Below are 22159 nucleotides of genomic sequence, written 5' to 3'. Positions count from 1 at the left end.
TTTCGGAAAGGAGAACAAAAGTTATGACTGAACAACAAGTACGTGTTCGTTATGCACCTAGTCCAACAGGTCATTTGCATATCGGAAACGCAAGAACTGCATTATTCAATTACTTATTTGCAAGAAGTACGGGTGGAAAATTTATTATCCGAATTGAAGATACAGACCAAAAGCGAAATGTAGAAGGTGGAGACATTGGTCAGTTAAAGTACCTTAAGTGGCTTGGCATTGATTGGGATGAGAGTGTTGATGTTGGTGGTGATTATGGTCCTTATCGCCAGATGGACCGTTTGCACATCTATAAAAAGTATGCCGATGAACTTCTTGAGCGTGGCTTAGCTTACAAATGTTACATGACAGAAGAAGAGTTGGAGCAAGAGCGTGAAGAACAGCGAGCGAAAGGACAGGTCCCAAAATACTCTGGAGCCCATCGCGAGTTAACGGCTGAAGAGATTGAAGCATTTGAGGGTGAGGGGCGCCAACCTAGTATTCGAATCCGTGTTCCTGAAAATGAAACATATACGTTTAATGACATCGTTAAAAAGAATATTACATTTGAATCAAGCGACTTTGGCGATTGGGTCATCATGAAAAAAGACGGAACACCAACCTATAACTTTGCGTGTGCGATCGATGACTACTTAATGAAAATCACTCACGTATTACGTGGGGAAGATCATATTTCTAATACACCTAAGCAAATGATGGTTTATCGTGCATTCGGTTGGGAAGTACCAACATTTGCTCACATGACTTTGATTGTCAATGAGGAGCGCAAGAAACTAAGTAAACGTGATGAAAGTATCATTCAATTCATTGAACAGTATGCTGATTTAGGGTACTTGCCTGAAGCTTTATTCAACTTTATTACCCTACTGGGTTGGTCCCCTTCTGGAGAAGAGGAGTTATTTACTAAAGAACAATTCATCGAAATCTTTGATCCAGAGCGTTTATCCACTTCACCTGCGGTATTTGATACTGGCAAACTAAAATGGATGAACAATCAATACATTAAAGAAAGCTCCAATGAACGTGTAATTGACTTAACATTGCCACACTTAATTGAAGCAGGCAAAGTAGAGGAGTCTATGGATGAGTCTACAAGAAAGTGGGTCGAAGAATTAATCGCGTTATATCATAATCAGCTTAATTATGGGGCAGAAATTGTTGAGTTAACTGAACTGTTCTTCAAAAAAGAAATAAACTATAATGAAGAGTGTATGGAAGTATTAAATCAAGAACATGTTCCAGATATGTTAACCCATTTCAAAACGGAAATTGAAGCTTTAGAGGAACTAACCCCTGAAGATGTTAAGGCCGCGATTAAAGCGACGCAGAAGGCTACAGGTAATAAGGGTAAGAAGTTGTTTATGCCAATTCGAGTAGCAACAACAGCTCAAACACATGGTCCAGAGTTACCTAATGCGATTTACTTGCTCGGAAAATCAACGGTGATCCATCGTTTAGAGCAGTTATTAAGTCAGTTAAAACATTCGTCATAACGAACACTTATTGCATATAATAGCCATATATATATAAACGTTGATGAGGAAAAGTAAAATACATCAACCTAATGACAGAGATAGCTGTGATGCTGAGAGCAGCTTTTAGGTTCGTATTTGAAATGCCCCTCTGAGTCTTCATTCGAAAAGGGTAGTAGAATGAAGCGGTTAGCCGCGTTAAAGGCATAAAGAGTTGAGAGGTTATACCTCTAAACAGAGTGGAACCGCGTGGTCGAAGCGTCTCTGTCTATATTAATAGACAGAGGCGTTTTTTAGTTTTTTCGACCTCCTTCTCTTAATTGAGTTACCTCAGAACAGCAACAAGGAGGGATAGGGTGTTTAAGTTCTTAAAGTTGTTAAAAGAGGATGTAGATGTAGTGTTTGACCAAGATCCTGCTGCGAGAAACCGGATTGAAGTGATTTTAACTTATGCCGGTGTGCATGCAATTTGGGCTCACCGAGTAGCTCATGGCTTTCATAAACGGAAAATGTATTTTATTGCTCGGTTGATTTCACAAATTAGTCGGTTCTTTACCGGCATTGAAATACATCCTGGTGCTAAAATTGGTAAACGATTTTTTATCGACCATGGGATGGGTGTTGTAATTGGAGAAACGTGCGAAATTGGTGACAATGTAACCATTTATCAGGGTGTAACACTAGGGGGAACAGGTAAAGAGGCCGGAAAACGTCATCCGACGCTTAAGGATAATGTTTTGGTCGCAACAGGTGCAAAGGTGCTCGGATCAATTACAATCGATGAACATTCTAAGATCGGAGCCGGTTCTGTTGTTTTAAAGGATGTACCTAAGTATTCAACTGTTGTGGGAATTCCAGGACATATTGTTGTGCAAAATGGAGTCAAGGTTAGAAAGGATTTGGACCATCACAAACTGCCTGACCCAGTAGCAGAAAAGTGTAACATGCTAGAGCAGAAGATTGCACAGTTACAGGATGAGTTGAAAGAACTGAAAGGGGATGAATATCATGACCATTAAATTATATAATTCATTAACTCGTCAGAAGGAAACTTTCAATCCTATAGAGGATCATAAGGTAAAGATGTATGTATGTGGCCCAACCGTTTATAACTATATACATGTAGGTAACGCGCGTCCTGCCATTGTCTTCGATACAGTGAGACGATATTTTGAATATGTCGGTTATGATGTGGAATATGTTTTAAATTTCACTGATGTTGACGATAAATTAATTAAGGCAGCAAACGAACTAGGAGAAGAAGTACCAGACATTGCAGACCGGTTTATTAAAGCGTATAAAGAAGACGTTAGTCAGCTAAATGTAAAAGAAGCGGTTTATCATCCACGAGTTACCGAGACAATGGATGAGATTATTGAATTTATTAAAGGGTTAATAGATCGAGGTTACGCATATGAAGCTGATGGCGATGTTTATTTTAAAACGAGAGCGTTTAATGAGTATGGTAAGTTATCACATCAGTCTATCGATGAACTCCGTACGGGTGCTAGAATTCAAGTGGGTGAAAAGAAAGAGGACCCGTTAGATTTCACTCTATGGAAGGCTGCAAAAGATGGTGAAATTTCATGGAATAGTCCTTGGGGTGAAGGTCGACCAGGTTGGCATATAGAATGCTCAGCTATGGCTAAAAAATATTTAGGTGATACGATTGATATTCATGCTGGTGGTCAAGACTTGTCCTTCCCACACCATGAAAATGAAATTGCACAATCGGAATGCTTAAATGATCAAACATTTGCTAACTATTGGCTTCACAATGGTTATATTCAAATTGATAATGAAAAGATGTCGAAGTCATTAGGTAATTTTATCTTAGTGCATGATTTAGTAGAGAAACACGACCCTAATGTTGTCCGATTCTTTATGTTAAGTGTACACTACCGCAACCCAATCAACTTCAGTGATGAATTGTTAGCAAGTGCTAAAAATAGCTATGATCGAATTAAAACGGCTTATGACAATTTGAGTCATCGACGCAAGGTAAGCATGGATTTAACCGATGGCCAGGAGTGGTTGGATAGAATTGATCGCCATCGCCAAACATTTAAGCAGGAAATGAATGATGATTTTAATACAGCAAATGCGATTTCTGTATTATTTGAGTTAGCAAAGGATGCCAATCTTTATATGGAAAATGATCAAACTTCAACGGACGTCATCGATCAATTCATGAATTTATTTGATGAGATCACAGCAGTACTTGGATTTCCATTAGCATCTGAAGAGCTTCTGGATGATGATGTAGAAGCATTGATCGAAGAAAGAAATCAAGCAAGAAAAGACCGGGACTTTCAGCGAGCAGATGAGATTAGAGATCAATTAGCTGAATTGGGGATTATATTAGAAGACACTCCACAAGGAACGAGATGGAAAAGACAATGAGTCATGAGATTAACCCGAACCAGATGAAAAGTTTAGCTCTTGCCTATATGGGAGATGTAGTCTATGAAAAGTATATACGAGAGTATTTGATTCAAAAGGGTGAGGTTAAGCCACAAGCTTTACATCAAATGGCTATATCTTTTGTTTCAGCAAAAGCTCAAGCCTATGTATTAGTCAATTGGCTTGAAGATGATTTATTAACAAAACAAGAACAGGCGATTGTAAGGCGTGGTCGTAATGCTAAATCTAACGTTCCTAAGAGTACTGATGTTCAGACATATCGTTATAGTACCGCGTTTGAAGCTTTGATTGGGTATTTATATTTTAACGAAGAATATGATCGCTTAGATTACTTAATATCACAAGCTATTTTAGATATTGAAGAAAGGGGCTAGTATGGATGAGTGAAGAGTGGATTACCGGTAAGAATCCTGTGTTAGAAACATTGAAGTCTGGTCGTTCAGTCAATAAAGTTTTAGTTTTAGAAACGATGAAGCCTCAAGTGCAAAAGCAAATTATCAATACAGCTAAACAGCAAGGTGTTCACGTTCAAAAAGTACCAAAGCAAAAACTTGACCCCATCGGCGATCACCACCAGGGAGTGGCTGCGCTTGTAGCTGCTTATGATTATACAACTATAGATGATTTGTTTAAAACAGCGGAAGATCGTCAGGAAGCTCCTTTCTTTATTTTGCTTGACGAATTAGAAGATCCACATAACCTAGGTTCAATCATGCGTACCGCAGATGCAGTTGGTGCGCATGGAATCATTATTCCTAAAAGGCGCTCTGTCCAATTAACACAAACCGTTGCCAAAGCCTCAACGGGTGCTATAGAACATATCCCTGTTTCACGGGTGACTAACATGAATCAAGCGATCGAGGAGTTGAAGGAAAGAGGCGTTTGGGTTGTCGGGACAGATGCGAGTGGTGAACAAGACTATCGCGAATCGGACTACGACATGCCAATTGCACTGGTCATTGGCAGTGAAGGGCGAGGAATCAGTCGATTGGTGGCCAAGAATTGCGATTGGCTTGTGCGAATGCCGATGAGAGGAAATGTGACTTCGTTAAATGCTTCGGTTTCTGCAGGTATTCTAATGTATGAAATTTACCGAAAACGTTTTCCAGTAGGGGATTAAGATGATTGTCTTGATCGTAGACGGCTATAATATGATCGGTGATTGGCCTGAATTAAAAGCATTGCGTGACACCGATCTAGAAGCAGCAAGGACTCGCTTGGTCGAAATGCTTGCAGAATACCAAGCATATACAGGGCATAGAGTGATTGTTGTGTTTGATGCATATACCGTAAGAGACCCAGAAAGAAACTATACGAAATTAAAAGTGAAAATTATCTTTACTAAAGAAAAAGAAACAGCAGATGAAAAGATCGAGAAGTTGGTTAAACAAGTTAAAGATGTGAGAACCAAAGTTTATGTTGCCACTTCAGATTTTGCTGAACAATGGACGATCTTTTCCCAAGGCGCTCTTAGAAAATCAGCTCGTGAATTGCTTATGGAAATTAACGCAATTGACCTTGATATTAAAAAAGATTTAAAGAAGCAAGAGGAAGTTAAACCTAAGGCAAAAATCCCCTTAAGTGATGATGTGTTGAAAACTTTCGAAAAATGGCGGAGAGGAAATAAATAGCAAGATTCAGTTGACTGAAAATTCTAAAACCCTGTATAATGAGTTTATATTTACAGAACTTTTCCGTTTTGTTAAGAGTTTATGACAGTTTACGGTTAAGGTCTATTGACCCGGTTCAGCTTGGGAGGAATCTGTGTGGACATCAAACAAGAAGGTAAAAATCATCAAAATTTATCAGAATTAGAAGATGAGCAACTTGTAGAACTTGTTCAAGAGGGAAATGTACAGGCTTTAGAATATTTGATCAATAAATATCGAAGCTTTGTCAGGGCCAAGGCTAGAACCTATTTTCTAATTGGTGCTGATCGCGAGGATATCATACAAGAAGGGATGATTGGTCTTTATAAAGCGATACGCGATTTTCAGGGGGATAAATTATCATCGTTTAGAATGTTTGCTGAACTATGCGTTACTAGACAAATCATCACGGCTATTAAAACTGCAACGAGACAAAAGCATATTCCGTTAAATTCGTATGTCTCATTGGACAAGCCGATCTACGAAGAAGATTCTGACCGGACACTCATTGACATTATCGCCGAGGACGAAATGGCTGACCCGGAGAAGTTACTAATTAACCGTGAAAAGTATGGTGATATGGAATTTAAAATGCAAGAACTATTAAGTGATCTTGAACGCGAAGTCCTACACCTATATTTAGATGGTCGTTCATACCAAGAGATATCAACGTTATTAAACCGACATGTTAAATCAATCGATAACGCTCTTCAAAGGGTTAAAAGGAAACTTGAAAGATACTTATCAGTAAGCGAAATTTCTTTATAGAGAATGAGTATGAGTAAAATAGTTGACAGGTTTGACATTATACTTATTGCGTGATAGATTATTATAAGTGATAAAATAGGCTAAGAAGAGGGTATCATATGCGAAAAAAAGTAGCTTTAGCCTGCACAGAATGTAACACAAGAAACTATACAACAGAAAAACGTTCACAAACGTCTGAACGAATCGAAATAAAGAAATTTTGTAAACGCTGTGGTAAACACACAATACATCGCGAGACAAAATAGTTGTCGGTAGGTAGCTAGGGGGGACAATCGTGTTTAGCTTTTTAAAAGATGTTAATCGAGAAATGCGTAAAGTTAGTTGGCCTAAGGGAAATGAATTAACACGTTATACAATTATTGTCATCGTGACGGTTCTTTTCGTGACGGTATTCTTTACCGTTGTTGACTTAGGAATCTCTTCAATTTTAGAACTATTGTAGGTTTTAAATGATTGAAATGTTCATAAATGTGATATAATGTTAAAAAGCAAAAAACCCGCTAGCCGGGTTTTTTATAATTTAACGAGAATTTTTACTAGTGATAGTCACCAACTAATCTAATAGACCAAGACGTGATCACATGCGCTTAGTTAGGTTAATATCGAATAGGAGGGAAGGCTAAGAGCCAAAAAGAATGGAAAAGAATTGGTACGTCGTTCACACTTATTCTGGTTATGAGAATAAGGTGAAACTAAACTTAGAGAAGCGAATTGAATCGATGGGGATGGAAGATAAGATCTTCCGTGTGATTGTCCCTGAAGAAGAAGAAACTGAAGTGAAAAATGGTAAACGTAAAACTTCTATGAAGAAGGTGTTTCCTGGGTACGTATTGACTGAGATGATCATGACAGATGATTCTTGGTTCGTTGTTAGAAATACACCGGGAGTGACAGGGTTTGTTGGCTCGACGGGCTCTGGATCAAAGCCAACACCATTATTACCTGATGAAGCGGCGCGCGTCCTTAAGCGTATGGGTGTTCAAGAATCAACTCAAGAAATCGATTTCGAAGTGAAGGAGACTGTTCGTGTAACAGATGGTCCTTTTGCTAATTTCACGGGTACAATTGAAAATATCGATTTAGACAAACAGAAGATCAAAGTTCATGTTAATATGTTTGGTAGAGAAACCCCTGTTGAACTAGAATTTACTCAGATTGAAAAATTGTAATCAATTACTTGCATAATTTGAGGAAAGATGCTAAAATTTTTATGTTTCTTATGGCTTGAAAAAGCTAAGGTATAAAAATGAGTGGGAGGGGAAAAAGAGATCCCCAGTTACCACATCACGGACTTTAAGGAGGTGTGTCTCGTGGCTAAAAAAGTAGTAAACGTCGTCAAACTTCAGATTCCTGCGGGTAAAGCTAACCCAGCTCCACCAGTAGGTCCTGCATTAGGTCAAGCTGGTATTAATATCATGGGATTCTGTAAGGAGTTCAATGCTCAAACACAAGAACAAGCTGGTATGATTATCCCGGTTGAAATTTCGGTTTATGAAGACCGTTCATTTACATTCGTAACCAAAACACCACCGGCTGCAGTACTTCTTAAAAAAGCGGCTGGAATTGAATCAGGTTCTGGTGAGCCTAACCGTAATAAGGTGGCTACAGTTAAGCGTGATCAAGTACGTGAAATCGCTGAAACGAAAATGCCTGATTTAAACGCTGCTGATGTTGATTCAGCTATGCGTATGGTTGAAGGTACTGCTCGTAGTATGGGTATTACGATCGAAGACTAATCCCATCCTATTGATAAGGTGTGCTTTTGGGTTGCGAAAGATAGTCTTTCGCAACCTTTATTACGAGTAAGATTAGAAATTCGAACAGAGGCATAATGGTTAGAATTTGAATAAAGCTAAATAGCTTTAAGCCTCTGACTTCGCCTAAAGGCTCGACTGAAAGCGAGTTTTCTTTAGTGGGAGGTTTAACCGTTAAAACCACATTGAGGAGGAAGTGAAATGGCTAAGAAAGGTAAAAAGTATCAAGAAGCTTTAAAGCTTGTTGACCGCACTAAAGCTTATCAAGCTAGTGAAGCGGTTGAATTAGTAAAGAAAACATCGGTTGCTAGCTTTGATGAAACTGTAGAAGCAGCATTCCGTTTAGGGGTTGACCCTAAGAAAGCTGACCAACAAATCCGCGGAGCAATGGTTTTACCACACGGTACTGGTAAAACTCAACGTGTATTAGTATTCGCTAAAGGCGATAAAGCTAAGGAAGCAGAAGCAGCAGGTGCAGACTATGTTGGTGACGCTGAGTACATCGATCAGATCAACAAAGGTTGGTTCGAGTTCGACGTAGTTGTCGCAACTCCTGATATGATGGCTGAAGTTGGTAAACTTGGTCGAGTACTAGGACCTAAAGGTTTAATGCCTAACCCTAAAACTGGAACTGTTACTTTCGAAATCGAAAAAGCAGTTCAAGAAATTAAGGCGGGTAAAGTAGAATACCGTGTTGATAAAGCTGGGAACGTACATGTTCCGATCGGAAAAGTATCTTTTGACGATCAAAAGCTTGTTGAAAACTTTGAAGCAATTACTGAAACGCTTGTTAAGGCTAAGCCTCAGTCATCAAAAGGAACTTACATGCGTAATGCTTCTATTTCATCTACAATGGGTCCTGGAATTCGTGTAGATGTATCTAGTTACCTACGCAAGTAAAAAAATAGTTGACTTTGGATTGAGCTTTGAATTATAATAACCTTTGTTGTACAAATGAATAATAAATATACCGTAGACAGCAGGAGCTTATAATAAGCTTAAACATTCCTGCCGAGGTGTGTATGAACGTATAAATTGTACGAGTGTGTACAATCTTGTCCAATCATGCCTCCATGTCTACATGGAGGCATTTTTTAATACACAATCACCTTAAGGACGGTATAGACAATTAAACTAGGAGGTGGGAAGATGAGCCAAGTACTAGAGCATAAAAAACAACAGGTTGACATTATTGCAGAGGGTTTTAAGAATAGTAAAACGTCTGTTCTTGTTGATTACCGTGGTTTAAGCGTTGATCAAGTTAATGAACTTCGTAAACAACTACGTGAAGCTGGTGTTGATTTCCGTGTTTACAAAAACACAATGACACGCCGTGCGGTTGAAAAAGCTGGTTTTGAAGGTTTAAACGAAGTGTTAGTAGGACCAACAGCCATTGCATTCTGTGAAGAAGACGCAGTAGCGCCAGCTAAAGTGCTAGGTCAGTTTGCTAAAGATAACGAAGCACTAGAAATTAAAGGTGGAGTTGTTGAAGGTGAAGTAGCAACTGTAGAGCAGTTGAAAGAACTTTCAGAACTACCATCACACGATGGTCTTGTATCTATGCTACTCAGCGTATTGCAAGCACCAGTGCGAAACTTCGCATATGCAACGAAAGCAGTTGCAGAACAGAAAGAAGAAGAGAGCGCTTAATAGCCTCTTAGCCGGATAAAAAATATTAAAACAAATTACAAGGAGGAACTTAATCATGACTAAAGAGCAAATCATTGATGCGATTAAGGAAATGTCAGTTTTAGAATTAAATGATTTAGTAAAAGCAATTGAAGAGGAGTTTGGTGTAACAGCAGCAGCACCAGTTGCAGCAGCAGGTGCAGCAGCAGGCGCGGAAGCAGCTGAGGAAAAAACTGAATTCGACGTTGTATTAGAAGACGCTGGTGCTTCTAAGATCAAAGTTGTTAAAGCAGTTCGTGAAATCACTGGACTTGGCTTAAAAGATGCAAAAGAACTAGTTGATGGCGCACCTGGAACAATTAAAGAAGGTGTAGCTAAAGAAGAAGCAGAAGAAATGAAAGAAAAGCTAGAAGAAACTGGCGCGAAAATCGAATTAAAATAATAACACGTAATCATATGAATAAGCTCGCTGAACACTCAGCGAGCTTGTTTATACTTTTTATGTTAGTTGATAAATGATAATAGAATGTATTTTAATTTAACTTGAGACAGGCCGATCGTTAATACATTTTATTAGTTAAAAAGGTGGTCGAGCGAATGAGCGAACACTATTTTTCTAAGAACCCCAAGAGTGAAAGTAATCCTTTTCAATTTCAAACCACACTTAAATCACACTCGTTAACTTTCCAAACAGATGATGGCGTCTTTTCAAAAAAACAAATAGATTATGGAACTCAAGTCTTATTAGAGAGTTTTGAAGAACCTAAGCGAGATGGTGAGCTATTGGATGTTGGATGTGGGTATGGTCCAATTGGAATAACTTTGGCAAAAGAGTGCCCTAACCGAACAATTCACCTAGTAGATGTGAATGAACGAGCAATCTTATTAGCTCAAAAAAATATAAACCAAAATCGGGTAGAAAATGCTTCGGCTTACTTGAGTGATGGTTTAGCGCAAGTTAAAAGTAGTGAATTGGCAGCAATTATTACTAATCCACCATTTCGTGCAGGTAAGCAGGTTGTCCATCAAATCATCGATGATAGCTACCGAGCGTTAGGTGAATCTGGTGAGTTGTGGGTGGTTGTTCAGAAGAAACAAGGTGCGCCTTCGCTTAGAACGAAAATGGAGAGTTTGTTTAATCACGTTGAAGTCGTTAAACGTGATAAAGGTTACTTTGTACTAAAGTCTAATAAATTGACTAGCTAATGTCTGTGTGATAGTATTAAAAAATGCCAATAGATACGTTTCTTTGTCAAGTTATTTTTTAAAAACTTTCAAAAATGTATATCTAAGTCAATAAAAACCAATAATGTAAACATTGGTTGTGTTTAGTTTAACATACAAAAGGTCAATCGTATAGCTTATGAATCTATAGGTTTGATATAACATTTGTTTTGATGACAAATGTTTTAATATATGCTTGTGAAACTAAGTGGATCAAGCAAGTTCGGCATGCTTTTTTGTCGGACGGTTTTTTGTTTTAAATATTTGGTTGTTTGAGGGGTGAAGCAGTTGACAGGTCAACTAGTTCAATATGGTCGACACCGCCAGCGTAGAAGTTACGCTCGAATTAGCGAAGTGCAAGAACTACCTAATCTAATCGAAATCCAAACTGCATCTTATCAATGGTTCTTAGATGAAGGTTTGCGAGAAATGTTTGCGGACATTTCCCCTGTAGAAGACTTTACAGGTAATCTCTCCTTAGAATTTGTAGATTATACTTTAGGAGAGCCAAAGTACCCTGTGGATGAAGCTAAAGAACGGGACGTTACCTATAATGCGCCTTTACGCGTGAAGGTTCGTCTACTTAATAAGGAAACAGGTGAAGTAAAAGAACAAGAAGTGTTTATGGGAGACTTCCCGTTAATGACAGACACAGGTACCTTTATTATTAACGGTGCTGAGCGTGTTATTGTCTCACAACTTGTTCGTTCTCCAAGCGTTTACTTTAATGAAAAGATTGATAAGAACGGTAAACGTGGCCACACTGCGACGGTGATTCCAAGCCGTGGTGCGTGGTTAGAGTTTGAAACAGATGCTAAAGATGTCGTTCATGTACGAATCGACCGTACTCGTAAACTACCGATTACGGTTCTATTACGTGCTTTAGGATTTAGTTCAGATGAAGAGATTATTGATTTATTAGGTGATAACGAATATATTCGCAACACCTTAGAGAAAGATAACACGGAAGATAGTGAAAAAGCTCTGATTGAAATTTATGAGCGTTTACGCCCTGGTGAACCACCAACGGCTGAAAACGCAAAGAGCCTTTTATATTCACGATTTTTTGATCCAAAACGTTATGACCTAGCACGGGTTGGACGTTATAAGATGAACAAAAAGCTTCATATAAAAGATCGTCTATTCAATCAAACTCTAGCTGAGACGATTGCGGATGAAGAAACAGGAGAAGTCATTGCTCGTAAAGGCGATAAGCTAAATCGTCGTTTACTAGATAAGTTACTACCATACTTAGAGAAGTCTGAAGAGGCTGTCGGAGAGAAGATTCTTGAGCCTCAAGACGGCGTGTTAGATGACCCTGTTAAAATTCAATCCGTCAAAATAGTTGATCCAACAGACCCTGACGGTGAGAAGACACTAAATGTTATTAGTAATGGTAATGTAGATGACGGTGTGAAACATATCACGTATGCAGACATCCTTGCGTCTATAAGTTATTTCTTTAACATTTTGCACACGGTAGGAAATACTGACGACATTGACCATTTAGGTAATCGTCGTTTACGTTCAGTTGGTGAACTGTTGCAGAACCAATTCCGTATTGGTTTATCTCGTATGGAGCGTGTGATCAGAGAAAGAATGTCCATTCAAGACACTGAGTCCATCACACCACAACAACTGATTAATATACGTCCTGTGATTGCATCTATTAAAGAATTCTTTGGTAGTTCACAGTTGTCACAGTTTATGTACCAAACGAACCCATTAGCTGAATTGACGCATAAACGTCGTCTATCAGCATTAGGGCCTGGTGGTTTAACACGTGAACGTGCAGGTATGGAAGTTCGTGACGTACACTACTCCCACTACGGAAGAATGTGTCCAATTGAAACACCAGAAGGTCCGAATATTGGTTTGATTAACTCACTTTCTTCTTATGCAAAAGTTAATCCATTTGGCTTTATTGAGTCACCTTATCGTAAGGTCGACCCAGAAACAGGTCGTGTGACTAAAGAGGCTGAATATTTAACAGCGGATGAAGAGGATAATTACATTGTTGCACAGGCCAATGCAAGACTTAATGATGATGGTACGTTTGCAGACGATGAAGTTATTGCTCGTTTCCGTGGTGAGAACATTGTTGTCTCAAAAGACCAAATCGATTATATGGACGTATCGCCTAAGCAGGTTGTTTCTGCTGCGACAGCATGTATCCCATTCTTAGAGAACGACGACTCGAACCGTGCATTAATGGGTGCGAACATGCAACGTCAAGCAGTACCTTTAATTGAGCCAGAAGCGCCAATTGTCGGAACCGGTATGGAGTACGTATCAGGGAAAGACTCTGGTGCAGCTATTGTATGTAAGCATGAAGGTATTGTTGAAAAGGTAGAAGCGAAGGAAGTCCATGTGAGAAGGATTGTTGAAGTTGATGGAAAAGAAGTAGAAGGTGATTTAGACCGCTATCGCTTCCAGAAATTCATTCGTTCAAACCAAGGAACTTGTTATAACCAGAAACCGATCGTTTCGAAAGGCGACAGATTGAAAAAAGGCGAGGTTATTGCCGACGGTCCATCAATGGATATGGGTGAATTAGCGTTAGGGCGTAATGCGTTAGTAGCCTTTATGACATGGGATGGTTATAACTACGAGGATGCCGTGATCATGAGCGATCGCTTAGTTAAAGACGATGTATTTACTTCCATTCATATTGAAGAATTTGAGTCTGAAGCTCGTGATACAAAATTAGGCCCAGAAGAAATTACTCGTGATATTCCAAATGTCGGTGATGATGCACTTAAGAACCTTGATGAAAATGGAATTATCCGAGTTGGTGCTGAAGTTACTGACGGAGATATTTTAGTTGGTAAAGTTACACCAAAAGGTATGACCGAACTTTCAGCTGAAGAACGTTTGCTGCACGCCATCTTCGGTGAAAAGGCTAGAGAAGTCAGAGATACATCATTACGTGTTCCACACGGTGGTGGTGGAATCGTTCACGATGTGAAGATATTCAACCGTGAAGATGGTGACGAACTATCTCCAGGTGTGAATAAACTTGTACGTGTTTACATTGTCCAAAAGCGTAAGATTTCTGAAGGGGATAAAATGGCAGGTCGTCACGGTAACAAGGGTGTTATTTCCCGTATTTTACCGGCTGAAGATATGCCGTTCTTACCTGATGGAACGCCTGTGGATGTCATGCTTAACCCATTAGGTGTACCATCTCGTATGAACATCGGTCAGGTGCTTGAATTACACCTCGGTATGGCAGCTAGAGAAATGGGTATACGTGTTGCTTCACCGGTATTTGACGGTGCAAGTGAAGAAGATGTTTGGGAAACGGTTGAAGAAGCTGGTCTACCAAGAGATGCCAAAACAATTCTGTATGATGGACGTACAGGTGAAGCGTTTGACAACCGTGTATCAGTCGGAGTTATGTACATGATTAAACTTGAGCACATGGTTGATGACAAACTTCACGCTCGTTCTACAGGGCCATACTCACTTGTTACACAGCAGCCACTTGGTGGTAAAGCACAATTCGGTGGTCAGCGTTTCGGTGAGATGGAAGTTTGGGCACTCGAAGCTTATGGTGCGGCTTATACACTGCAAGAGCTTCTAACTGTTAAATCGGATGACGTTGTCGGTCGTGTTAAGACTTACGAGGCAATTGTTAAAGGTGAAAACTTACCAGAACCAGGTGTCCCAGAATCATTCCGCGTATTAATCAAAGAGCTACAAAGCTTAGGAATGGACGTCAAAATGTTGACTGATGATGAAACAGAAATTGATATGCGTGACTTAGAGGATGAAGAACAGTCATCTGAACAGTTGAATGTCAATATTGAAAAACATGAACCTGAAGGATCTTCTGAATAAGATTAGGCACTTTGGAATTAATTTCTCAAGAATATAAGGGAGGTAGGCTCCTTGATTGATGTAAATAGATTTGAGTATATGAAGATTGGATTAGCTGCGTCAGAAAAAATCCGTTCATGGTCCTACGGTGAGGTTAAAAAACCAGAAACAATTAATTACCGTACACTCAAACCAGAAAAAGACGGTTTGTTCTGTGAACGTATCTTTGGACCGACCAAAGATTGGGAATGTCACTGTGGAAAGTATAAACGTGTTCGTTATAAAGGAATCGTTTGTGATCGCTGTGGTGTAGAAGTGACAAAGGCAAAAGTACGTCGTGAGCGCATGGGGCACATTGAATTAGCTGCCCCTGTCTCTCACATTTGGTATTTCAAAGGGATCCCAAGTCGTATGGGGTTAGTCCTTGACTTATCACCACGTGCTCTAGAAGAGGTTATTTACTTTGCGGCCTATATTGTTACTGAGCCAGGTGACACTCCATTAGAGAAGAAACAACTTCTTTCTGAAAAAGAGTATCGTGCTTACTATGACAAATACGGTACTTCTTTTAAAGCACAAATGGGTGCCGAAGCCATTCGTAAGTTACTTCAAGATGTCGACTTAGAAAAAGAAGTTGAAGAGTTAAAAGAAGAACTCCGAACCGCACAGGGACAGCGTCGTACCCGTGCAATTAAACGCCTAGAAGTACTAGAATCATTCCGTCATTCAGGAAATGACCCAGCGTGGATGATTTTAGATGTATTACCAATTATCCCACCGGAATTACGACCAATGGTTCAATTAGATGGTGGTAGGTTCGCAACATCTGATTTAAATGACTTATATCGCCGTGTGATTAACCGAAATAACCGTTTAAAACGCTTGTTGGACCTAGGAGCACCGACTATTATCGTGCAGAATGAGAAGAGAATGCTTCAAGAGTCTGTTGACGCATTAATTGATAACGGCCGTCGTGGTCGCCCAGTTACTGGTCCAGGAAATCGTCCGTTAAAATCTCTATCTCATATGCTGAAAGGTAAGCAAGGTCGTTTCCGCCAAAACTTACTTGGTAAACGTGTTGACTATTCTGGCCGTTCAGTTATTGTCGTCGGTCCAAACTTGAAAATGTATCAGTGTGGATTGCCAAAGGAAATGGCAATTGAATTATTCAAACCATTTGTAATGCGTGAGTTAGTTGATCGTGGATTAGCACATAACATTAAGTCAGCTAAACGTAACATTGAACGTTTACGTCCTGAAATATGGGATGTATTAGAAGATGTTATTAAAGAGCATCCAGTATTGTTAAACCGTGCTCCAACATTGCACCGTTTAGGGATTCAATCATTTGAACCAGTGTTGGTTGAAGGTCGCGCTATTCGCTTACACCCATTAGTGTGTACAGCATATAACGCTGACTTTGATGGTGACCAAATGGCGGTACACGTTCCACTTTCACCAGAAGCACAAGCGGAAGCTAGAATCTTAATGCTGGCTGCGCAAAACATCTTAAATCCAAAAGATGGTAAACCAGTTGTAACACCCTCACAGGACATGGTATTAGGAAACTACTACCTAACACTTGAACGTGAAGGGGCTCTTGGTGAAGGGAAAGTCTTCTCGACACCAAAAGAAGCAATTACGGCTTATGATAATGGTTATGTACATTTACACAGCCGTATTGGTGTTCAAGCAAGCTCGCTAGAAAATCCTCAATTCACAGAGGAACAAAACAAGAAAGTTATTGTGACGACTGTCGGTAAGTTAATATTTAATGAGATTTTACCTGAATCATTCCCTTATATTAATGAACCAACATCATCAAACTTAGAGGTTGCTACACCGGATGTTTACTTTGTAGACACTTCCGAAGATCTTAAGGAAGTCTTAAAGAATCGAGATTTGGTTAAACCGTTTAAGAAAGGGATCTTAGGAGATATCATTTCTGAGGTCTTCAAATACTACAAACTTTCTGAGACGTCTAAGATGTTAGACCGAATGAAAGATTTAGGCTTTAAATATTCAACAAAAGCAGGTATTACCATTGGTGTATCTGACATCGTTGTCCTAGGTGATAAACAAGAGGTGCTAGAGAAAGCTCAAGAGAAGGTTGATAAAGTTCTAAAACAGTTCCGTAGAGGTCTAATCACTGAAGAAGAACGTTATGACCGTGTTGTTGCCATTTGGACTGAAGCGAAGGATGTTATCCAAGATAAATTAATGGATTCATTAGGTACACTTAACCCAATCTTCATGATGAGTGATTCAGGAGCTCGTGGTAACGCATCTAACTTCACACAGTTAGCAGGTATGCGTGGACTAATGGCAAACCCATCAGGTCGAATCATTGAGCTACCAATTAAATCAAGCTTCCGTGAAGGTTTAACAGTTTTAGAGTACTTCATATCCACTCACGGTGCTCGTAAAGGTCTGGCAGATACAGCACTAAAAACAGCCGACTCAGGTTACTTAACGCGTCGTCTTGTTGATGTGGCACAAGATGTTATCATCCGTGAAGAAGACTGTGGTACTGACCGTGGTATGTCGGTTGAGACGTTACGTGAAGGTAACGAAATTATTGTTCCTTTATATGACCGTTTGGTTGGACGTACGGCATTCAAATCTGTGAGAAACCCAGAAACTAATGAAGTAATCATCGGCAGAAATGAATTGATTACAGAAGACATTGCTAAAGAAATCACTGAGGCTGGTGTTGAGCAAGTAGTAATCCGTTCTGTATTCACTTGTAATACACACCATGGTGCTTGTAAGAAGTGTTACGGACGTAACATGGCTACGGGTGATCAGGTTGATGTAGGTGAAGCGGTAGGTATTATCGCGGCGCAATCTATTGGTGAACCAGGTACACAGCTAACAATGCGTACATTCCACACAGGTGGTGTAGCAGGAGACGATATCACTCAAGGTTTACCACGTATTCAAGAAGTGTTTGAAGCTCGTAACCCTAAAGGTCAAGCGGTGATCAGTGAGATCTTTGGTACGGTTAAAGAGATCAATGAACTTAAAGATAAGAAAGAAATTGTCGTACAAGGAGATATCGAACCAAGAACTTACTCAGCATTGTACAATGCAAGAATGAAAGTTGAAGTTGGTGACGAGGTTGTACCAGGTCAAGCACTGACTGAAGGTTCAATTGACCCTAAAGAGTTAATCAAGGTTCAAGGGCTTCAAGGTGTTCAAGAGTATCTCTTGAAAGAAGTTCAAAAAGTTTACCGTATGCAAGGTGTTGAGATTAGCGATAAACACGTTGAAGTAATGGTTAGACAAATGCTACGAAAAGCACGTGTAATCGAAGGTGGGGACACTGATTTACTGCCAGGTTCACTTCTTGACTTCCAACAGTTTAAAGAAGCTAACCAAAAGGTACTCGTTGAAGGTGGTCAACCAGCAGTTGCTAAACCGATCATCCTCGGTATCACTAAAGCTTCACTTGAGACAGATTCATTCTTATCAGCGGCTTCATTCCAAGAAACAACACGCGTGTTAACAGACGCTGCAATTAAAGGTAAGTATGATGAGTTATTGGGTCTTAAAGAGAACGTCATTATTGGTAAACTAGTACCAGCAGGAACTGGCTTACATCGATATCGCAATCTAGAACCAGTAAAAGATCAAGAGTTTGTCGAAACAGAAGAAGAAGTAGTCGAAGCAGAAGAAGTAACAACCGAATCCTAGTCAGTGATTGACGATCTAATATAATCGTGAAAAGCTGACTCGATAAGAGTTACCATGATTTAAGACCAATAACAGGTTATCGCACCTTGAATATACACTGTAATGACAAGGGTGGAACTTTACTCGAGTTTTTCTTACAATATATATTGACAATAGACATAACACAGTGATAATATATTCAAGGTGCTTCATTTAACCTGGTTACTTTGGAGGATGGAAGAATGTCTTATGAAAAAGTAGCGCAGGCACAAAATCGTTTGATTATTGGAGCAAAACAAGTACAAAAGGCCATGAAAAATGGTGAGGTACTAGAAGTCGTTGTTGCCGAAAACGCAGAACGACGTATTACAGATAAAATCATAAAAATTGCTGATCAATTCAAGGTCACCGTAAACTACGTTGATTCGATGAAAGAATTAGGAGAAGCTTGCGGGATTGATGTTGGTGCAGCTACAGTGGCAATTAAAAAGTAAACTTGTGTATTTTGATAATACATAAAGTTTGTTTTTTTGCCCAATTATGAACCACCTGGATGTGTGGCATTGAAAAATGAAGAAGGGAGGAAATAAACATGCCAACTATTAACCAACTTGTACGTAAAGGACGTAAGTCAAAACAAAAAGGTTCAGACTCACCTGCGTTAAACAAAGGTTATGACTCTCAAAAGAAAGTCCAAACAAATAACCCTGCGCCTCAAAAGCGTGGTGTTTGTACACGTGTAGCGACAATGACACCAAAGAAGCCTAACTCAGCGCTACGTAAATACGCTCGTGTACGCCTATCAAACCAAATTGAGGTAACAGCTTATATCCCTGGTATTGGTCACAACCTGCAAGAACACAGTGTTGTACTAATTCGCGGTGGACGTGTTAAGGACTTACCTGGTGTACGTTACCACATCGTACGTGGTGCATTAGACACTGCAGGAGTTGAAGGTCGTATGCAAGGTCGTTCTAAGTACGGAACTAAGAGACCTAAGAAATAAATAACGATTATTATAAAGTCTTCATCGAAGGGAGGAAACAAATATGCCACGTAAAGGATCAGTACCAAAAAGAGATGTATTACCAGATCCAATTCACAACTCAAAACTAGTTACCCGTTTAATTAACCAGATTATGGTTGATGGTAAGAAGGGTACTGCTCAAAAAATTCTATATAAAGCATTTGATCTAGTAGAAGAACGTAGTGGTCAAACGCCTATGGATGTTTTTGAGGAAGCTATGAAAAATGTTATGCCTGTACTTGAGGTACGTGCTAGACGTGTTGGTGGTTCCAACTACCAAGTACCAGTTGAAGTGCGTCCTGAACGTCGTCAAGCATTAGGTCTACGTTTTATCGTAAACTATGCAAGATTACGCGGTGAAAAGACAATGGAAGAACGTCTTGCTAATGAAATTTTAGATGCTGCAAATAATACAGGTGCAGCGGTTAGACGCCGTGAAGAAATGCACAAGATGGCTGAAGCGAACAAAGCGTTTGCTCACTATCGTTGGTAATCAATCAAACAAAAACCTAATAACAGGAAGGAGAAATTATTATGCCAAGAGAGTTCTCCTTAGACAAGTATCGTAATATTGGCATCATGGCACACATTGATGCTGGTAAAACAACAGCTACTGAACGTATCCTATTCTATACAGGACGCATTCATAAGCTGGGAGAAACTCACGAGGGTGCTTCCCAAATGGACTGGATGGACCAGGAGCAAGAGCGTGGTATTACAATCACATCTGCTGCGACAACAGCCCAGTGGAATGACCATCGTATTAACATTATCGATACGCCAGGACACGTAGACTTCACAGTAGAAGTTGAGCGTTCTCTTCGTGTGCTAGACGGCTCTGTAGCCCTACTAGATGCACAGTCAGGTGTTGAACCACAGACTGAGACTGTTTGGCGACAAGCTACTACTTACGGGGTACCTCGTATTGTATTCATTAACAAAATGGATAAAATGGGAGCTGATTACTTATACTCTGTAAGTACACTTGAAGACCGTCTAGGTGCTAATGCACACCCAATTCAGTTACCAATTGGTGCTGAAGATGACTTCGAAGGAATCATTGACTTAGTAGAAATGAAAGCTTACTTCTATGGAGATGATTTGGGTAACCAAATCACAATTGAGGAAATCCCAGATGAGTACCAAGATCAAGCAGAAGAGTATCGCACTCGTCTAGTAGAGGCTGTAGCTGAATTAGATGAAGATTTAATGGAGAAATACTTAGAGGGTGAAGAGTTCACAACCGATGAATTGAAAAAAGCAATCCGTCGCGCAACTTGTGATGTTGAATTCTACCCTGTACTAGTTGGTTCTGCATTTAAGAACAAAGGTGTTCAATTACTACTTAATGCAGTTATTGACTACTTACCGTCTCCGTTAGATGTACCTGCAATTGAAGGTCATATGGCTGGAACAGAAGAAAAGGTTGTTCGTAAATCAGACGATAAAGAGCCTTTCTCTGCTTTAGCGTTCAAGGTTGCAACAGACCCATATGTTGGTAAGATCACATTCTTCCGAGTATACTCTGGTATCCTAGAGAGTGGCTCATACGTAAAGAACTCTACTAAAGACAAGCGTGAGCGCGTCGGACGTATCTTACAAATGCACGCCAATCACCGTGAAGAGGTAAATGCCGTTTATGCTGGTGATATTGCAGCGGGTGTAGGTCTTAAAGATACAGGTACTGGGGACACACTTTGTGCTGAAAAAGACAATGTTATCCTAGAATCAATGGAATTCCCAGATCCAGTTATTGCGGTTGCGATTGAGCCTAAGTCAAAAGCTGACCAAGATAAAATGGCGATTGCTTTAGGTAAACTTGCAGAGGAAGACCCAACATTCAAAACTGAAACAAACGAAGAAACTGGTCAAACGATTATCCATGGTATGGGTGAACTTCACCTAGATATCATCGTCGACCGTCTAAAGCGTGAGTTTAAAGTTGAAGCTAACGTTGGTGCTCCACAAGTAGCTTACCGTGAAACATTCCGTAGTTCAGCAGAGGTTGAAGGTAAGTTCGTACGTCAGTCAGGTGGTCGTGGACAATACGGTCACGTTTGGGTCGAATTCGAACCAAACGAAGAAGGTGCTGGCTTCGAATTTGTTGATAAAATTGTTGGTGGTGTTGTTCCTCGTGAATACATCCCAGCTGTTGAGCAAGGAATTAAAGAAACAATGGAAAATGGTGTTTTAGCTGGTTATCCGTTAATTGATATTAAGGCTACACTTTATGATGGTTCTTACCACGATGTTGACTCTAACGAGACAGCGTTTAAGGTAGCTGCTTCTATGGCATTAAAAGCAGCTAAAAATAAATGTAACCCAGTACTTCTTGAGCCAATGATGAAAGTTGAAATTGTTGTTCCTGAGGAATACATGGGAGACATCATGGGTGATGTAACATCACGCCGTGGTCGTGTAGAAGGTATGGGTTCACGTGGTAATGCATCAGTAGTAGATGCATTCGTGCCGCTATCCGAGATGTTTGGTTATGCAACTGCATTACGTTCAAACACACAAGGACGTGGAACATACACTATGCACTTTAGTCACTATGAAGAGGTTCCAAAATCAATCTCTGAAGAAATTATTAAGAAAAATAGTGGCCAATAATTGATTTTTTAGTTTAAATTAAGTATAAAGAGTATTGTAAGTAGTTATCTTTCGAGGGAAACCTCGAAAGATAACCTAACAATATAAATACAT

General features: G+C 39.7%; 21 protein-coding genes and 2 other annotated features. All 21 genes read left to right on the top strand.

The features are described from left to right. Positions 1-23 precede the first annotated feature (23 nt). Positions 24-1502 carry a glutamate--tRNA ligase gene (gene gltX, locus HWQ49_RS12865; RefSeq protein ID WP_188208033.1) on the top strand — a complete coding sequence of 493 codons (1479 nt, stop codon included), beginning with the start codon at positions 24-26 and terminating at the stop codon, positions 1500-1502. A gap of 31 nt (positions 1503-1533) precedes the next feature. Next, positions 1534-1750, top strand: a binding site (T-box leader). Between the two features lie 87 nt (positions 1751-1837). Next, positions 1838-2500 carry a serine O-acetyltransferase gene (gene cysE, locus HWQ49_RS12860; protein WP_188208032.1) on the top strand — a complete coding sequence of 221 codons (663 nt, stop codon included), beginning with the start codon at positions 1838-1840 and terminating at the stop codon, positions 2498-2500. Continuing rightward, positions 2490-3884 (top strand): cysteine--tRNA ligase, encoded by a 1395-nt coding sequence (gene cysS, locus HWQ49_RS12855; protein ID WP_188208031.1) that lies wholly within the window; start codon positions 2490-2492, stop codon positions 3882-3884. The genes cysE and cysS overlap by 11 nt, the downstream gene beginning before the upstream one ends. Next, complete coding sequence (locus HWQ49_RS12850) at positions 3881-4279, top strand: Mini-ribonuclease 3 (RefSeq protein WP_188208030.1); 399 nt, start codon at positions 3881-3883, stop codon at positions 4277-4279. Before cysS ends, HWQ49_RS12850 begins: the two co-directional genes overlap by 4 nt. A gap of 5 nt (positions 4280-4284) precedes the next feature. After that, a complete protein-coding gene (gene rlmB, locus HWQ49_RS12845) occupies positions 4285-5025 on the top strand; it encodes a 23S rRNA (guanosine(2251)-2'-O)-methyltransferase RlmB (protein WP_188208029.1) in 741 nt (246 codons plus the stop codon). Between the two features lies 1 nt (position 5026). Continuing rightward, positions 5027-5536 carry an NYN domain-containing protein gene (locus HWQ49_RS12840; RefSeq protein ID WP_188208028.1) on the top strand — a complete coding sequence of 170 codons (510 nt, stop codon included), beginning with the start codon at positions 5027-5029 and terminating at the stop codon, positions 5534-5536. A 135-nt stretch (positions 5537-5671) separates the two neighbouring features. Continuing rightward, positions 5672-6322: an RNA polymerase sporulation sigma factor SigH gene (sigH, locus tag HWQ49_RS12835; RefSeq protein WP_188208027.1), complete on the top strand. Its 651-nt coding sequence runs from the start codon at positions 5672-5674 to the stop codon at positions 6320-6322. Between the two features lie 98 nt (positions 6323-6420). After that, a complete protein-coding gene (rpmG, locus tag HWQ49_RS12830; RefSeq protein WP_188208026.1) occupies positions 6421-6567 on the top strand; it encodes a 50S ribosomal protein L33 in 147 nt (48 codons plus the stop codon). Between the two features lie 29 nt (positions 6568-6596). Beyond that, complete coding sequence (gene secE, locus HWQ49_RS12825; protein WP_188208025.1) at positions 6597-6764, top strand: preprotein translocase subunit SecE; 168 nt, start codon at positions 6597-6599, stop codon at positions 6762-6764. A gap of 193 nt (positions 6765-6957) precedes the next feature. After that, positions 6958-7491 (top strand): transcription termination/antitermination protein NusG, encoded by a 534-nt coding sequence (gene nusG, locus HWQ49_RS12820; RefSeq protein WP_188208024.1) that lies wholly within the window; start codon positions 6958-6960, stop codon positions 7489-7491. 141 nt (positions 7492-7632) lie between these two features. Beyond that, positions 7633-8058 carry a 50S ribosomal protein L11 gene (gene rplK, locus HWQ49_RS12815; RefSeq protein ID WP_188208023.1) on the top strand — a complete coding sequence of 142 codons (426 nt, stop codon included), beginning with the start codon at positions 7633-7635 and terminating at the stop codon, positions 8056-8058. 219 nt (positions 8059-8277) lie between these two features. Next, positions 8278-8976, top strand: a complete 699-nt coding sequence (gene rplA / locus HWQ49_RS12810) for a 50S ribosomal protein L1 (RefSeq protein ID WP_188208022.1) — start codon at positions 8278-8280, stop codon at positions 8974-8976. Between the two features lie 52 nt (positions 8977-9028). Then, positions 9029-9181, top strand: a sequence feature (ribosomal protein L10 leader region). 44 nt (positions 9182-9225) lie between these two features. Beyond that, entirely contained in the window at positions 9226-9726 is a 501-nt protein-coding gene (gene rplJ / locus HWQ49_RS12805; protein ID WP_188208021.1) for a 50S ribosomal protein L10, read from the top strand. Positions 9727-9781: 55 nt separating this feature from the next. Then, positions 9782-10147 (top strand): 50S ribosomal protein L7/L12, encoded by a 366-nt coding sequence (gene rplL / locus HWQ49_RS12800; protein WP_188208020.1) that lies wholly within the window; start codon positions 9782-9784, stop codon positions 10145-10147. A 155-nt stretch (positions 10148-10302) separates the two neighbouring features. Then, positions 10303-10911: a class I SAM-dependent methyltransferase gene (locus tag HWQ49_RS12795; protein ID WP_188208019.1), complete on the top strand. Its 609-nt coding sequence runs from the start codon at positions 10303-10305 to the stop codon at positions 10909-10911. Positions 10912-11217: 306 nt separating this feature from the next. After that, the gene (gene rpoB / locus HWQ49_RS12790; protein ID WP_188208018.1) at positions 11218-14772 is read left to right on the top strand and encodes a DNA-directed RNA polymerase subunit beta; all 3555 of its coding nucleotides are present in this window, start codon (positions 11218-11220) and stop codon (positions 14770-14772) included. Between the two features lie 51 nt (positions 14773-14823). Continuing rightward, entirely contained in the window at positions 14824-18447 is a 3624-nt protein-coding gene (rpoC, locus tag HWQ49_RS12785; protein WP_188208017.1) for a DNA-directed RNA polymerase subunit beta', read from the top strand. 221 nt (positions 18448-18668) lie between these two features. Beyond that, on the top strand, positions 18669-18920 hold the full coding sequence (locus HWQ49_RS12780; protein ID WP_188208016.1) for a ribosomal L7Ae/L30e/S12e/Gadd45 family protein: 252 nt from the start codon (positions 18669-18671) through the stop codon (positions 18918-18920). A gap of 98 nt (positions 18921-19018) precedes the next feature. Continuing rightward, positions 19019-19432 carry a 30S ribosomal protein S12 gene (gene rpsL / locus HWQ49_RS12775; RefSeq protein WP_188208015.1) on the top strand — a complete coding sequence of 138 codons (414 nt, stop codon included), beginning with the start codon at positions 19019-19021 and terminating at the stop codon, positions 19430-19432. Positions 19433-19475: 43 nt separating this feature from the next. After that, positions 19476-19946, top strand: a complete 471-nt coding sequence (gene rpsG, locus HWQ49_RS12770) for a 30S ribosomal protein S7 (RefSeq protein ID WP_188208014.1) — start codon at positions 19476-19478, stop codon at positions 19944-19946. A gap of 41 nt (positions 19947-19987) precedes the next feature. Further along, complete coding sequence (fusA, locus tag HWQ49_RS12765) at positions 19988-22066, top strand: elongation factor G (RefSeq protein WP_188208013.1); 2079 nt, start codon at positions 19988-19990, stop codon at positions 22064-22066. Positions 22067-22159: the final 93 nt, after the last annotated feature.

The sequence above is a fragment of the Alkalibacillus aidingensis genome, from assembly GCF_014595945.1.
In the GTDB taxonomy this organism is placed as follows: Bacteria; Bacillota; Bacilli; order Bacillales; family Alkalibacillaceae; genus Alkalibacillus; species Alkalibacillus aidingensis.
Note: the sequence above shows the minus strand (reverse complement) of the source record. Positions and strands in the feature narration are given on the sequence as shown.

Bases quoted from the DNA above. Each gene is read 5' to 3' on its own strand.
- fusA (WP_188208013.1), top strand. From the start codon at position 19,988: ATGCCAAGAGAGTTCTCCTTAGACAAGTATCGTAATATTGGCATCATG.
- rplJ (WP_188208021.1), top strand. From the start codon at position 9,226: ATGAGCCAAGTACTAGAGCATAAAAAACAACAGGTTGACATTATTGCA.
- HWQ49_RS12850 (WP_188208030.1), top strand. From the start codon at position 3,881: ATGAGTCATGAGATTAACCCGAACCAGATGAAAAGTTTAGCTCTTGCC.
- rpmG (WP_188208026.1), top strand. From the start codon at position 6,421: ATGCGAAAAAAAGTAGCTTTAGCCTGCACAGAATGTAACACAAGAAAC.
- rplA (WP_188208022.1), top strand. From the start codon at position 8,278: ATGGCTAAGAAAGGTAAAAAGTATCAAGAAGCTTTAAAGCTTGTTGAC.
- gltX (WP_188208033.1), top strand. From the start codon at position 24: ATGACTGAACAACAAGTACGTGTTCGTTATGCACCTAGTCCAACAGGT.
- rpsG (WP_188208014.1), top strand. From the start codon at position 19,476: ATGCCACGTAAAGGATCAGTACCAAAAAGAGATGTATTACCAGATCCA.
- nusG (WP_188208024.1), top strand. From the start codon at position 6,958: ATGGAAAAGAATTGGTACGTCGTTCACACTTATTCTGGTTATGAGAAT.
- rlmB (WP_188208029.1), top strand. From the start codon at position 4,285: ATGAGTGAAGAGTGGATTACCGGTAAGAATCCTGTGTTAGAAACATTG.
- rplL (WP_188208020.1), top strand. From the start codon at position 9,782: ATGACTAAAGAGCAAATCATTGATGCGATTAAGGAAATGTCAGTTTTA.
- rpsL (WP_188208015.1), top strand. From the start codon at position 19,019: ATGCCAACTATTAACCAACTTGTACGTAAAGGACGTAAGTCAAAACAA.
- cysS (WP_188208031.1), top strand. From the start codon at position 2,490: ATGACCATTAAATTATATAATTCATTAACTCGTCAGAAGGAAACTTTC.
- HWQ49_RS12840 (WP_188208028.1), top strand. From the start codon at position 5,027: ATGATTGTCTTGATCGTAGACGGCTATAATATGATCGGTGATTGGCCT.
- HWQ49_RS12780 (WP_188208016.1), top strand. From the start codon at position 18,669: ATGTCTTATGAAAAAGTAGCGCAGGCACAAAATCGTTTGATTATTGGA.
- HWQ49_RS12795 (WP_188208019.1), top strand. From the start codon at position 10,303: ATGAGCGAACACTATTTTTCTAAGAACCCCAAGAGTGAAAGTAATCCT.